This window comes from Allobosea sp. LjRoot90 (assembly GCF_964254315.1).
GTDB lineage: Bacteria > Pseudomonadota > Alphaproteobacteria > Rhizobiales > Beijerinckiaceae > Allobosea.
This window is the reverse complement of sequence record NZ_CAXUTF020000003.1, coordinates 105,138-117,660: the sequence shown is the minus strand read 5'-3', so window position 1 is coordinate 117,660 and position 12,523 is coordinate 105,138. Positions and strand designations below refer to the sequence as shown.

Annotated in this window: 12 protein-coding genes; 10 read left to right on the top strand and 2 right to left on the bottom strand. The window is 64.7% G+C overall.

What is annotated here, in order from left to right:
* Positions 1-81: 81 nt before the first annotated feature.
* The 8 genes from ACSQ3M_RS12570 (at position 82) to ACSQ3M_RS12535 (ending at position 7,053) form a co-directional block, all read left to right on the top strand.
* Positions 82-798 (top strand): dihydrofolate reductase, encoded by a 717-nt coding sequence (locus ACSQ3M_RS12570; RefSeq protein WP_436150426.1) that lies wholly within the window; start codon positions 82-84, stop codon positions 796-798.
* Between the two features lie 247 nt (positions 799-1,045).
* On the top strand, positions 1,046-2,218 hold the full coding sequence (gene hflK, locus ACSQ3M_RS12565; protein ID WP_436150425.1) for an FtsH protease activity modulator HflK: 1,173 nt from the start codon (positions 1,046-1,048) through the stop codon (positions 2,216-2,218).
* Positions 2,215-3,141, top strand: a complete 927-nt coding sequence (gene hflC / locus ACSQ3M_RS12560; protein ID WP_436150424.1) for a protease modulator HflC — start codon at positions 2,215-2,217, stop codon at positions 3,139-3,141. The genes hflK and hflC overlap by 4 nt, the downstream gene beginning before the upstream one ends.
* 20 nt (positions 3,142-3,161) lie before the next feature.
* Positions 3,162-3,347, top strand: coding sequence for a DUF2065 domain-containing protein (locus tag ACSQ3M_RS12555; RefSeq protein WP_129157134.1), 186 nt, complete (start codon positions 3,162-3,164; stop codon positions 3,345-3,347).
* 139 nt (positions 3,348-3,486) lie between these two features.
* The gene (locus ACSQ3M_RS12550; RefSeq protein WP_436150423.1) at positions 3,487-5,046 is read left to right on the top strand and encodes a DegQ family serine endoprotease; all 1,560 of its coding nucleotides are present in this window, start codon (positions 3,487-3,489) and stop codon (positions 5,044-5,046) included.
* A 184-nt stretch (positions 5,047-5,230) separates the two neighbouring features.
* Complete coding sequence (locus tag ACSQ3M_RS12545; protein WP_436150422.1) at positions 5,231-6,274, top strand: hypothetical protein; 1,044 nt, start codon at positions 5,231-5,233, stop codon at positions 6,272-6,274.
* Positions 6,271-6,582, top strand: a complete 312-nt coding sequence (locus ACSQ3M_RS12540; RefSeq protein WP_436150421.1) for a hypothetical protein — start codon at positions 6,271-6,273, stop codon at positions 6,580-6,582. Before ACSQ3M_RS12545 ends, ACSQ3M_RS12540 begins: the two co-directional genes overlap by 4 nt.
* A 129-nt stretch (positions 6,583-6,711) precedes the next feature.
* A complete protein-coding gene (locus ACSQ3M_RS12535) occupies positions 6,712-7,053 on the top strand; it encodes a DHCW motif cupin fold protein (RefSeq protein ID WP_436150420.1) in 342 nt (113 codons plus the stop codon).
* 3 nt (positions 7,054-7,056) lie between these two features.
* Here ACSQ3M_RS12535 and serB read toward each other — a convergent pair whose 3' ends face one another.
* The gene (gene serB / locus ACSQ3M_RS12530) at positions 7,057-7,947 is read right to left on the bottom strand and encodes a phosphoserine phosphatase SerB (protein ID WP_436150419.1); all 891 of its coding nucleotides are present in this window, start codon (positions 7,945-7,947) and stop codon (positions 7,057-7,059) included.
* Here serB and miaA point away from each other — a divergent pair.
* A complete protein-coding gene (gene miaA / locus ACSQ3M_RS12525; RefSeq protein ID WP_436150418.1) occupies positions 7,915-8,886 on the top strand; it encodes a tRNA (adenosine(37)-N6)-dimethylallyltransferase MiaA in 972 nt (323 codons plus the stop codon). The genes serB and miaA overlap by 33 nt on opposite strands.
* A 34-nt stretch (positions 8,887-8,920) precedes the next feature.
* On the opposite strand, the gene ACSQ3M_RS12520 is transcribed toward miaA, so the two are convergent.
* A complete protein-coding gene (locus tag ACSQ3M_RS12520) occupies positions 8,921-10,378 on the bottom strand; it encodes a diguanylate cyclase (RefSeq protein WP_436150417.1) in 1,458 nt (485 codons plus the stop codon).
* A gap of 324 nt (positions 10,379-10,702) precedes the next feature.
* Here ACSQ3M_RS12520 and ACSQ3M_RS12515 point away from each other — a divergent pair, with 324 nt between their 5' ends.
* Positions 10,703-12,466, top strand: a complete 1,764-nt coding sequence (locus ACSQ3M_RS12515; RefSeq protein ID WP_436150416.1) for an acetolactate synthase 3 large subunit — start codon at positions 10,703-10,705, stop codon at positions 12,464-12,466.
* Positions 12,467-12,523 lie beyond the last annotated feature (57 nt).

The following is a 12,523-nucleotide window of genomic DNA, read 5'->3' as shown; positions in this document are numbered from 1 at the left end:
GTTGCATCAGGTGCCGTCGCAAATTGGCAAGCGCGAGTGCCGCTCAAGGCGCCTGCACCTTGTAAGGTGAATGAGAAGTTTATGAGCCGCGAAATGCGAATGCCTTCGATCGCTTATATAGTGGCGCGATCCTGGCCAGATGGAGTTATTGGGCGGAACAACGATCTACCGTGGCGTATTCCATCTGATCTTCGCCGTTTCAAAGAGATAACTAGTGGTCATGCCATTTTGATGGGGCGTAAGACATTCGATTCCATTGGGCGGCCTTTGCCTAATCGAATGAATATCGTTCTCTCCAGCCAGCCAGGAAATGACGGGCCTAATTTGGCTTGGACTGATCGGATCGAAAACGCGATGTATATCGCTGATATATTTTCAATTCTTAATGAAAAGAATGAGTTCTTTATTATCGGCGGTTCTAAAATGTACGAGCTGTTTGGTGATTTTGTCAATAAAGTATATTTAACTGAGGTGTTGGCTAATATTGATGGCGATGCAAGATTTGATATGAAATTCCCTCCAAATAAATGGAGATCCGTTGAAGAAAGTTCTTTTCAAGAAGAAAATGACGAACACAGGTACAATTTTTCTATCCTGGAAAGAAAGATCAAAGTAACTCGGCAGAGAGATATTTCTGAATTTCTTCAAGAAGACGACAGAACTGTAGATTTTATTGATAATTACCTGAATGAAGTGAAACCTAAGGTGTCCGGTATGGAGTTTCGTTTGAAGCGCCGTATCAGTTCAATTAATAAGCTTACGGAAACTCTTGAGCGCTATCGCGCGAAGGATCGATAAGGCGGGATGGCTAGGAGTTGCCATCCACGGGTCGATCCGCAGGGGGCGATCCGCAGGGTCCTGGATTGGGCTTCCGAGTTGTTTAGGTCAGAAGCTGCGACGAACAGTCTACGACCAAAGGGGCTTGCGTCGTTGACGAATCCGTGGCCGATGCCCAATTCAACGCGCATTGCGCCGCTTGGCGCTGACAGCGTTCTGCCGTTCAGCTATGCACGGTTGAAAGCGAAGAGTGAGGAACGGCTGAGGCATGCCTTGGAGTAACCAGAGCGGTGGGAGCGGCGGCAGCGGCGGCGGCGGTGGTGGCCCTTGGGGCCAGCGCGGTGGCGGCGGCAATGGCGGCGGTCCCTGGGGCGGCGGCGGTCCGTCCGGCGGCAACACACCACCGGATCTCGAGGAAATCATCCGGCGCGGTCAGGACCGGCTCAAGAATTTCCTGCCGGGCGGCAATCTCGGCGGGCGGGGCCTGGTCATCGGCGTCCTGCTGCTGATCTTCGTCTGGTTCATGACGGGCTGGTACATCGTCCGTCCGAACGAGGTCGGCCTCAATCTCCGCTTCGGGAAATTTATCGGCAAGACCGGCGAAGGCCTCAACTACAACTGGCCCTATCCGATCGGCAGCGTGGTCAAGCCGCAGGTGACGAACGTCATCACCACCGAGGTCGGCTTCCGGACGGTCGAATCCGTGCGGGCCTCGCGCCAGACCGATGTCGCCGAGGAAAGCCTGATGCTGACCGGCGACGAGAACATCGTCGACATCGACGTGATCGTGCAGTGGCAGATCGATCCGGCAGCGCCGGAGAACTACGTCTTCAACATCCAGGACCCGCCGGGCACGGTGAAGGCCGTCGCCGAGAGCGCGATGCGCGAGGTCATCGGCCGGCGCAACATCCAGCCGGTGCTGACGACCGATCGTGCTGCGATCGAGACCGAAGTGCGCCAGCTGATGCAGGACACGCTCAATACCTACCGCGCCGGCGTGCAGATCCGGCTGGTACAGCTGCAGAAGGTCGATCCGCCGCAGCAGGTCATCGACGCCTTCCGCGACGTCCAGGCGGCGCGCGCCGACCAGGAACGCCTGCGCAACGAGGCGGAGACCTATGCCAACCGCGTTGTGCCGGAATCGCGCGGCCGGTCGGCGCAACTCATCCAGTCTGCCGAAGCCTTCAAGGACCAGACTGTCAACGAGGCGCTCGGCCAGATCAGCCGCTTCAACTCGGTCTATGAGCAGTACAAGCTCGCGCCCGCCGTCACGCGCGAGCGGCTCTTCCTCGAAACCATGGAACGCGTCTTCGGTGGCATGGACAAGGTGATCCTCGACCAGAACGGCTCCGGCAGCGGCGTCGTGCCCTATCTGCCGCTCGGCGAACTCGGGCAGCAGCGCCGGCCGGCTGGCCAGGCTCAGCAGGGAGCGGTGCGATGAGCGGCATCCTTCGCGTTGGCCTGCTGGCGATCATCGCCATCGCCGCGGTCGTCTTCTACGCCTGCACCTTTGTTGTCAGGCAGACCGACTCCGCCATCGTGCTGCGTTTCGGCGCGGTGCGCACCGTCACCACGACGCCGGGCCTCTACCTCAAGCTGCCGGCGCCGTTCGAGCAGGTCGTCTTCCTCGACAACCGCATCCTCGACCTCGACCTGCCGGCGCAGGAGATCATCGCCTCGGACCAGAAGCGGCTCGTGATCGACGCTTTCACGCGCTACCGCATCTCCGATCCGCTGCGCTTCTACCAGGCGGTCAACAACATCCCGCGGGCGAACTCGCAGCTCGCCTCGGTCGTCAACGGTAATGTCCGCTCGGTTCTCGCCGATGCGACGTTCACGTCGATGGTCCGCAACGACCGGTCGCGGCTGATGAACCGCATCCGCGACGACGTGAACCGCGAGGCCGCTCGCTTCGGCATGACTGTGGTCGACGTCCGGCTGCGCCGTGTCGACCTGCCGGCGGCCAACTCACAGGCGGTGTTCCAGCGCATGCAGACCGAACGCCAGCGCGAGGCGGCGGAAGCGCGCGCGCTCGGTGGCCAGCAGTCGCAGGAGATCCGGGCCAAGGCCGAGCGTGACGCGATCATCATCGTCGCCGAGGCGCAGCGGAAATCCGACGAAATCCGCGGCCAGGGCGAGGGCGAGCGCAATCGAATCTTCGCCGAGGGCTTCGGCAAGGATACGGAGTTCTTCGCCTTCTACCGCTCGATGCAGGCCTATGAAGTCAGCCTGAAGTCCGGCGATACGCGCATGCTGCTGACGCCGGACTCGCCGTTCTTCCGCTTCTTCAACGATCCGTCCGGCCGACGGGCCGGAGCGGGAAGCGATGCGGCCCCGGCGACGCCGGCCGCTCCCAAGCCCTGACCTATGACCGAGCGCTGCGCATGACAGATTTCCTCGCGGCGCTCGGCCTGGTCTTCGCCATCGAGGGACTGCTTTTCGCGTCGATTCCGGAGATCGCCAAGGAGGCGCTGCGCAGCGCCTCCGAGACGCCCGCCGAGCGGATGCGGCTGATCGGCATCGTCTCCGCGGTCGTCGGTGTCGGCCTGGTCTGGCTGGCCAGAGGCTGACCGGACGGTTTTCGGGCGATCACGGCGTTATGACGCAATCTTGCGTCGCCCTTCCGCCGCATTTTGGCGTTCTTAAGTTGCGTTCGGATTCCGGCTGCGCTGCAATGCCGTCAAGGCCGATCACTTGGCGCGGCAGCTCATGATCATGAGGACATCGATGGCACTCACACATTCCCATGCCTACCGTCTGGCGCGGGTCGCGACTGTCGCCGGCATGGCCTTCGCAACGGTGCCTGCGTTCGCTCAGGCGACGCCGGCGCCCGGGCCTGTCCAGGCCGTGCCGCAGGCTCATGGCACCACCATCTCGCTGGCCGATCTCGCCGAGCGGGTGATGCCGGCGGTGGTCAACATCGCAGCGGTGACGACCAGCGAGAACCGCGGCCGCACCCTGCCGCAACTGCCGCAGCTCGGCCCCGACACCCCGTTCGGTGATCTGTTCGAGGAATTCTTCAACCGCCGCGGCCGTGGCGGCGAACAGGGACAGAACCAGCCGCAACAGCCGCCCCAGCAGCGCCGGTCGCAATCGGCTGGCTCGGGCTTCGTGATCGATGCGTCGGGCCTCGTGGTGACCAATAACCACGTCATCGGCGACGCCAACGAGATCACGGTGGTGTTCAGCGATGGCCTGCGCCTCAAGGCCGAGGTCGTCGGCAAGGACACCAAGGTCGACCTTGCCGTGCTGCGGGTGAAGCACGACAAGCCGCTCCCCTTCGTCAAGTTCGGCGATTCCGACAAGGCGCGCATCGGCGATCCCGTCATGGCGATCGGCAACCCGTTCGGCCTCGGCGGCTCGGTCTCATCGGGCATCGTCTCGGCCCGCAACCGCGATATCAACCAGGGCCCCTACGACACCTACATCCAGACCGATGCGGCCATCAACAAGGGCAATTCGGGCGGTCCGCTGTTCAACATGGCCGGCGAGGTGATCGGCATCAACACCGCGATCCTGTCGCCGACCGGCGGCTCGGTCGGCATCGGTTTTGCCGTGCCGTCGTCGCTGGCGACCAACATCGTCGACCAGCTGCGTGAATTCGGCGAGACCCGCCGCGGCTGGCTCGGCGTGCGCATCCAGAATGTCGATGACGCCACTGCCGAAGCGCTCGGGCTCGGCACGGCGCGCGGCGCGCTCATCGCCGGCATCGACGAGAAGGGCCCGGCCAAGCCGGCCGGCCTCGAGATCGGCGACGTCATCGTCAAGTTCGACGGCAAGGACGTGAAGGATTCGCGCGAGCTGCCGCGCATCGTTGCCGCCACCCCGGTCGGCAAGGACGTGCCGATCCAGGTCATGCGCAAGGGCAAGGAGCTCGCCAAGACGGTGAAGCTCGCCCGGCTCGAGGATGGCGAGAAGGTCCAGCAGGCTTCGGCCAACAAGCCGTCGGCCGAGGCCGCCAAGCCGGCGACCGCTGCGGCGCTCGGTCTCGAATTCTCGGGCCAGACCGAGGAGCTGCGCAAGCGCTACTCGATCAAGGACGGGCTGAAGGGCGTCGTCATCACCAAGGTCGACAGCAACTCCAACGCTGCCGACAAGCGCATCCTCGTCGGCGAGCTCGTGGTCGAGGTCGGCCAGGAGGCGGTGAATTCGCCCGAGGACGTTACCAAGCGGCTCGATGCCCTGAAGAAGGAGGGCAAGAAGTCGGCCCTGCTGCTCGTCTCGAACGGCCAGGGCGAGGTCCGCTTCGTTGCGGTCACGATGAGCTGAGGCGTCGCATATTTGCTGCCGCGTTTCGAAAGGCGCTCCGCAAGGGGCGCCTTTCTCTTTGCGCTAAGCGTTGCAATCGCTGGCAGAGGATGCTTCATTCTGCGGTGGCTGACGGTAGGTCAGGTGGACCCTGCCGGCGTCTCGATTGCGCCCCATCCCATCCCACCGCACCGGATCGCACTCAATGCCGCTCGGGATCGATTGGCGGGGATGGCTCGACCGGCTGAAGGCGGCGGTGGCGGGCCTGTTCGCCCGACTGGGAGGCGGGGCCGTCAGCTACTATCGCCCCGCCCTATTCTTTCTGGCTTTGGCCCTGCTGCTGGTCGTTGGCTTCCGGGTCCTAAGCCATCGCAGCCTCGACCTCGGTGAAACCGAGCTGGCCGAAGTCTGGAACACAAGTATCGCCAGGCTTGGCATCTCGCCGGTGTTCCCGCCGGCGGAAGACATCAGGGTAGGCGATGTCTGGGCCGTCGTGGCGGGGGCGGAGGACCGGCCATTGCTCGGGCGCGGTGTCCGGATAGGCCATATCAATCTGCGTCCGGACATCGCCGCGGAAGCCAAGGGGAGGCCAGTGTTTGCCGCCACGGCCGAGGGGAAGCCCGGGCAGCCGGCAAGGGGGCAGTCGGAGCTCGAGGACGCGGAGAATGGTGATAGCCGGCTCCGGCTTTCGCTGGCGGGTTTTCCCGGCGTCACCATCACGCGTAACCTGCGGGGAGGCGGTCAAGCCTCCGCCTTCTGGACGGCGCTTGGCTTCGGTGAGAGCCAGTCGGATGTTGAAGAGCTGAGCATTCCGGTGGCCGAAACCTATGGGCTTTCCGCACCGGTCGCCGCCGGCAGGCTCGACGAATGGTGCGGAGCCGAAGCCACGCGCCTCTATTGCCGCGACGAATTCATTCGCCGGGTGATGGCGTACTCCGTCGGCGATGTCGTGCTCGCCACTCGCGAGGGCGCCTACCAGGTGAAATTGCAGCTGCGCTTGATCAGCCACGTGTTCATGACACGCGAAATCAAGCAGAGACGTGGGCGCGACGTGAACCAGGTCATCGCGCTCGGACAAGCGGCCGATAGGCCGGCGGGAGATGCGACTGCGCCCTCTGTGGGATATGGCCGCAGCAGCGGCGACTTGGCCCAGCTCGACCAGGTCTTCAGCCGGCCAGTGGTGTTCGGTTTCCGTGCGATTTCGATTGCGATCCCGCCATCACAGCCGAGAGCGGGAGCTGCGCCATGAGAACTATCGCCCTCACGATCATGCTGACTTTGGCGCCGGCCATGGCCGGGCTCGCCCAGGACAGCGACCAGAAGGTGCAGCAGCCCGCCGCCCGGGCCGTTCCGGTTGGCCCCGAGCAGAATGAGGCGGATCGCTGCAAGCCGCAGCCGACCTGCCGGCTGTTAATCTCGCCGCTGGTCCCGAGCGCGCCGGGTGGAGGGCTCAAAGCGCAAGGACGTGGCATCGATGATGAGAAGTACAGGAACTGGGCCGATCGCGGCCCGCTGGATCCACGCTCATTCAGGCTGCCGGCGGAAATCCATACCTGACCCGATCAGGCGCAGGTGGACTGTTTCATCACGGCGGCGCATCGATGCAATCAGAGTTCCGCGCTGGTCGCCTGGTAGCGCACATGGCAGCGTTAGCTGATGCTGGCAAGCTGACGGAGCCATACCTCGATGCGGATGAGCGAGATTCCCTTCGGGACAACGGACTGGTCTTCCGTCGAGCCGGAGCATTTCCCCGGCGAAGAGGGCCAGGCGACCTGGCGCACAAGGCGCTTCGGGCCGGCGGATAACCCGATCCGCGTCAGGATGGTCGAATACTCGGCGGGCTATGTCTCGGACCACTGGTGTGAGAAGGGGCACATCCTGCTCTGCCTCGACGGCGAACTCGAGACGACGCTGGCTGACGGGCGCGTCATGCTGCTGCGGGCCGGGATGAGCTATCAGGTCGCCGACAATGCGGAGCCGCACCGCTCGCGCGCACCGAAAGGAGCGCGGCTGTTCATCGTCGACTGATCGTCAGTCCCTGACGATCTCGTCGCCGCGATAGCCCTGGGCGTAGAGCAGGGCGGTCAGGTCGGCATGGTCGAGGCGGGCATCGGCTGCAGCCGCGACCGCCGGCTTGGCGCGATAGGCGACGCCGAGCCCGGCCTCGCCCAGCATGGCGAGATCGTTGGCGCCGTCACCGACAGCGAGCGTCGCCTCGTGCGGCAGGGAGAAGCGGGCGCGCAATTCGATCAGGGCATCGAGCTTGGCCTGCTTGCCGAGGATCGGCTCGGCGACGGACCCCGAGAGCAGGGCGCCTTCGCTGAGCAGGATATTGGAGCGGTGCTCGTCGAAACCAATCGTCCGGCTGATCGGGCCAGTGAAGACGGTGAAGCCGCCCGAGACCAGGGCCGTGTAGCCGCCATTAGCGCGCATGGTACGAACCAAAGCACTGCCGCCCGGCGTCAGCGTGATGCTCTTGGCGATGATCTCGTCGACCACGTCGAGCGCGATCCCCTTCAGCAGGGCGACGCGCTCGCGCAGCGCCGGCTCGAATTCGAGCTCGCCGCGCATGGCGCGCTCGGTGATATCAGAGACCTTCTCCTTCAGGCCGACATAGGCGGCGAGCTCGTCGATGCATTCCTGGCCGATCATGGTGGAATCCATATCGGCGAGGAACAGGCGCTTGCGGCGCGTTTCGGCAGGCTGGACGATGATGTCGATCGGTGCGCCATCGAGAGCCAGGCGCAGCGCGGCTTCGAGCTTGCGCGCATCGTCCGCTTCCGCGAAGAGGTCGGCGGCCACCTCACCATCCAGCCGTTCGATCCGGGCCGGGGCGGGCGAGGCGGCGCGCAGGCGGGCGAGCAGGCCATCGTCGAGCAAGGCCTGACCATGAGCGGAGACGAAGGTGGCGACGAGGGTCATGAGGGAGCCGGGCAACAGGTGAAATACAGCGCGGTGCTCATCGCAGGTCCGACCGCGAGCGGCAAGTCGGCGCTGGCGGTCGCATTGGCGCGCCGTTTCGGCGGCGTCGTGGTCAATACCGACTCGATGCAGGTCTATCGCGACCTTCAGGTCATCACGGCGCGGCCGACGCCGGAGGAGATGGGCGAGGTACCGCATCGGCTCTACGGGCATATCGACGGCGCGGTGAACCATTCGGCGGCCGCTTACGCGGCCGAGGTCACGGCACTGCTGCAGGAGTTGGCGGGGCAGGGCGCATTGCCGGTGCTGGTTGGTGGCACCGGACTCTACTTCAAGGCGCTGACCGAGGGGCTCTCGGAGATCCCGCCGGTGCCGGACGAAGTCCGCACCGAGTTCCGGACCTGGGCAGAGCAGCGCGAGACCGGCGAATTGCATGCCGAGCTTGCCGGCAAGGATCCGGAGATGGCGGCACGCTTGAGGCCGAGCGATCGCCTGCGGGTGATGCGGGCGCTAGAGGTGTTCAAGGCGACCGGCCGCTCGCTCGCGAGTTTCCAGGGTTCGAGGCGGCCAGGGCCACTGGCGGGACAGAGCCTGCTTAAGCTCTTCCTCGCGCCGGAGCGGGAGCTGGTCCGCGCCCGGATCGACCAGCGCTTCGATGCGATGATGGCGCAGGGTGCGCTGGACGAGGTCGCAGCCTTGCGCGAGCGCCGGCTCGATCCGCTGCTACCGGTGATGCGCGCCCATGGCGTGCCGGGGCTGATCGCCCATCTCGACGGCGAGCTTTCGCTCGACGAGGCCGTGACGCGCGGCAAGGCCGACACCCGCGCCTACGCCAAGCGGCAGATGACCTGGTTCCGCCATCAGATGGAAGGCTGGACGGCGGCTGCGCCGGAAGAAGGGCTGAGCGTCGCCCTCGCGGCTTTCGGCGAGCCGGCCTGATCTGTCACCGAATCCGGCTAGCCCGGTACGAAGATCAGGCTGCGGCCGAGATCCGATCGTCAGCGCAGCGGACGCAATCGCGGCCTTCGTTCTTGGCGCGGTAGAGCTGCTTGTCCGCGCGGGCGACGAAGGCGCCGAAGCTCTCGCCCGGCAGGTGCGTGGCAATGCCGATGCTGGCGCTGACCTGCAGGTCGAGCTCCTCGGTGACAGGCAGATGCGTCGCCCGCAGCAGAGCCTGAAAGCGCTCGGCAAGCCGACGGGCCTCAGCCGCGCCGGTGCCGGGCAGGACGACAGCGAACTCCTCGCCGCCGAGACGGCCGACCAGATGGCTTGGCCGCATATGCCCGAGCAGGAGATCGGCGAAGGCGCGGATCACGGCGTCGCCGGCGGCATGGCCGTGGCCGTCGTTGATCTGCTTGAAATGGTCGAGATCGATGACGAAGAGAGAGGTCGCTTCGCCTATGGCAGCGCTCGCCTCGATCGCCGCCTGGGCCTTGTCGATCAAGGAGCGCCGGTTGAGCAGGGTGGTCAACGGGTCCGTCTCGGCCAGGCGGCGCAGCTCCTGTTCGCGCTCCTCGCGCCGGCCGAGTTCCTGGGAGAGCGCTCGGCTCGTCGCCCGTTCGCGGCGGATCTCAAAAGCGAGCGTCGCCGCCCGACTTTGCAGCGTCAGATTGGCGATCATCAGCTCGGAGATGTCGTTCAGCGTCATCACCAACCCGTCGCGCAAAGGAGCGAGCGAGACCTGGAGCCATACTTCACGACCGGTCGCGGTAAAGCAGGTCTCGAAGACGTCGCTGCGCCGCAGCTCGATCGCGTACAGGCAGCGGCGCCAGACCATGTCGTCGGCCAGGAAGGGCAAGACATCGCGCGCTTCGCCATCGAGGAGCAGGCGTTCCGGATCGCCCGCGATCTCTGCGGCACGGCGATTGGCGGTGATCACGACGGTACGGGCGATATTCCCCTCCTCGTCGCGGATCGCGCGCAGCGCGACGATGCCGGTGGGCGAGGTATCCAGCACGGTCATCAGCAATTCCTCGCTGAAGTGCAGCGGCTTGCTGAAGACGATCAGGACGCGCTCGCCGTTCGCTGCGGCCGTCGGCATGATCAACCGTTCCCAGAGCATGACGCGGGTGGTCTTGACGGAACGATGGACGGTGTGGACCGGCTGGCTCGTGGCGAGCGCGCGGTCGTAACATTCAGTGGTGAACCGGGCGACCTGCGGTGTCATTGACGAGACGCGCCCGCCGGCGAGATTGCGGCCGACATCGCGAGCGATGCCGACTCCGCAGGAACGATAGAGATAGTCGCCATCGCCGGTTGGCTGGATGATCATCAGATCGTCGCCGTAGAGCGGAGTGAGCTCCGCATCGAGGCCGTCGAAGGAAGCGCCGTCGGAGCCGGCGGCATAGCGCTCGAAGCGTTGCAGCAGGTCGGCGATCTCGGGCGCGTGGGCACGCTCGGCGATATTGTCGAAATGGACTTCCTGATACATCCGGCTCGATCCCATGGGGCGCAGTAGCAAGCCGGTCTTGAGAAAGTGTTCCGCAGCGGCATCGAAACGGCGATAATCGGCAGTTGTCGGCGCAGCCAGCAAAGAATCGGCGCTTGACCATGCGGCGCTGCTCGTCTAGCGTCCGGCAACTTTCGTCACGACGGGGCTGCGACATGCGCAAGCTTATTATCGTACAGGTGCGCTGGTAGGGGCCGGTTTAACAACCGGGCGTCCCCGACGCCAGCGCACGCCCAGGCCCCTTGAGGGCCTTTTTTATTGCCTTTTTCCGACCGAAACAGACCTAGACCTCCGCAGGAGACCGTTATGAGCGAGATGATGACCGGCGCCGAAATGGTCGTTCGCGCCCTCCAGGATCAGGGTGTGGAGCATCTCTTCGGCTATCCCGGCGGCGCCGTACTGCCGATCTACGATGCGATCTTCCAGCAGGACAAGGTCAAGCACGTGCTCGTCCGCCACGAGCAGGGCGCAGTCCATGCCGCCGAGGGCTATGCCCGTTCGGCGCCGGGCAAGGTCGGCTGCGTGCTCGTCACCTCCGGCCCTGGCGCGACCAACGCCGTCACCGGCCTGACCGACGCGCTGCTGGATTCAATCCCGCTCGTCGTCATCACCGGCCAGGTCCCGACGCATCTGATCGGCTCGGACGCCTTCCAGGAATGCGACACGGTCGGCATCACCCGTTCCTGCACCAAGCACAACTACCTGGTGAAGAGCATCGCCGATCTGCCGCGCGTGCTGCATGAGGCCTTTTACGTCGCGGCGAATGGCCGGCCCGGACCAGTCGTGATCGACGTTCCCAAGGACATCCAGTTCGCGACCGGCGCCTATAGCCGCCCGCGCGACAACCAGCACAAGACTTATCGGCCGGTGGTCAAAGGTGATCTCAACAAGATCAAGGCCGCGGTCGAGCTGATCGCCAAGGCGAAGAAGCCGGTGTTCTACACTGGCGGCGGCGTCATCAATGCCGGCCCGCACGCTTCGGCGCTGCTGCGCGAACTCGCGCGGCTGACCGGCTATCCCGTCACCTCGACCCTGATGGGGCTCGGCGCCTTCCCCGCGGCCGACAGGCAGTGGCTCGGCATGCTCGGCATGCACGGCACCTACGAGGCCAACCTCGCCATGCATGACTGCGACGTCATGATCAATATCGGCGCGCGCTTCGACGACCGCATCACCGGCCGGCTCGACGCCTTCTCGCCGCGCTCGAAGAAGATCCACATCGACATCGACCCGTCCTCGATCAACAAGAACGTCAAGGTCGACATCGGCATCATCGGCGACGCCGCCCATGTGCTCGAGGACATGGTCCGGATCTGGCGCGAGACCTCACCGCAGATCGACAAGACCGCGCTCACCGCCTGGTGGACGCAGATCGAGGGCTGGCGGGCGCGGAACAGCCTCGGCTACAAGCAGTCCGGCTCGGTGATCAAGCCGCAATACGCGATCGAGCGGCTCTACGAGCTGACCAAGGACCGCAACACCTACTTCACCACCGAAGTCGGCCAGCACCAGATGTGGGCGGCGCAGTATCTGCGCTTCCAGGAGCCGAACCGCTGGATGACCTCGGGCGGGCTCGGCACCATGGGCTACGGCCTGCCGGCGGCGATCGGGGTGCAGATGAAGCACCGCGACGCGCTCGTCATCGATGTCGCCGGCGAAGCCTCGATCCTGATGAACATGCAGGAGATGTCGACGGCGGTGCAGTACCGGCTGCCTGTCAAGGTCTTCATCCTCAACAACGAGTACATGGGCATGGTGCGCCAGTGGCAGGAACTGCTGCATGGCGGGCGCTATTCGGAGAGCTACTCGGCCTCGCTGCCGGACTTCGTCAAATTGGCGGAGGCCTATGGCGGCCACGGCATCCGCTGCTCCGACCCGGCCGATCTCGATCGCGCCATCATGGAGATGATCGAGACGCCCGGTCCGGTGATCTTCGACTGCCTGGTGGCCAAGGAAGAGAACTGCTTCCCGATGATCCCATCGGGCAAGGCGCATAACGAGATGATCCTGCCCGATTTCGAAGGCGATACCGGCGAGATCATCGACGCCAAGGGCAAGCAGCTCGTTTGATTGGGCATCGTCATGCTCGGGCCTGACCCGAGCATCTCCAGCCGGATGGGCATTTCA

Bases quoted from the DNA above. Each gene is read 5' to 3' on its own strand.
- ACSQ3M_RS12570 (WP_436150426.1), top strand. From the start codon at position 82: ATGAGCCGCGAAATGCGAATGCCTTCGATCGCTTATATAGTGGCGCGA.
- ACSQ3M_RS12555 (WP_129157134.1), top strand. From the start codon at position 3,162: ATGACAGATTTCCTCGCGGCGCTCGGCCTGGTCTTCGCCATCGAGGGA.
- serB (WP_436150419.1), bottom strand. From the start codon at position 7,947: ATGACCCTCGTCGCCACCTTCGTCTCCGCTCATGGTCAGGCCTTGCTC.
- ACSQ3M_RS12550 (WP_436150423.1), top strand. From the start codon at position 3,487: ATGATCATGAGGACATCGATGGCACTCACACATTCCCATGCCTACCGT.
- ACSQ3M_RS12515 (WP_436150416.1), top strand. From the start codon at position 10,703: ATGAGCGAGATGATGACCGGCGCCGAAATGGTCGTTCGCGCCCTCCAG.
- ACSQ3M_RS12545 (WP_436150422.1), top strand. From the start codon at position 5,231: ATGCCGCTCGGGATCGATTGGCGGGGATGGCTCGACCGGCTGAAGGCG.
- ACSQ3M_RS12535 (WP_436150420.1), top strand. From the start codon at position 6,712: ATGCGGATGAGCGAGATTCCCTTCGGGACAACGGACTGGTCTTCCGTC.
- hflK (WP_436150425.1), top strand. From the start codon at position 1,046: ATGCCTTGGAGTAACCAGAGCGGTGGGAGCGGCGGCAGCGGCGGCGGC.
- hflC (WP_436150424.1), top strand. From the start codon at position 2,215: ATGAGCGGCATCCTTCGCGTTGGCCTGCTGGCGATCATCGCCATCGCC.
- miaA (WP_436150418.1), top strand. From the start codon at position 7,915: ATGAGCGGAGACGAAGGTGGCGACGAGGGTCATGAGGGAGCCGGGCAA.
- ACSQ3M_RS12540 (WP_436150421.1), top strand. From the start codon at position 6,271: ATGAGAACTATCGCCCTCACGATCATGCTGACTTTGGCGCCGGCCATG.
- ACSQ3M_RS12520 (WP_436150417.1), bottom strand. From the start codon at position 10,378: ATGTATCAGGAAGTCCATTTCGACAATATCGCCGAGCGTGCCCACGCG.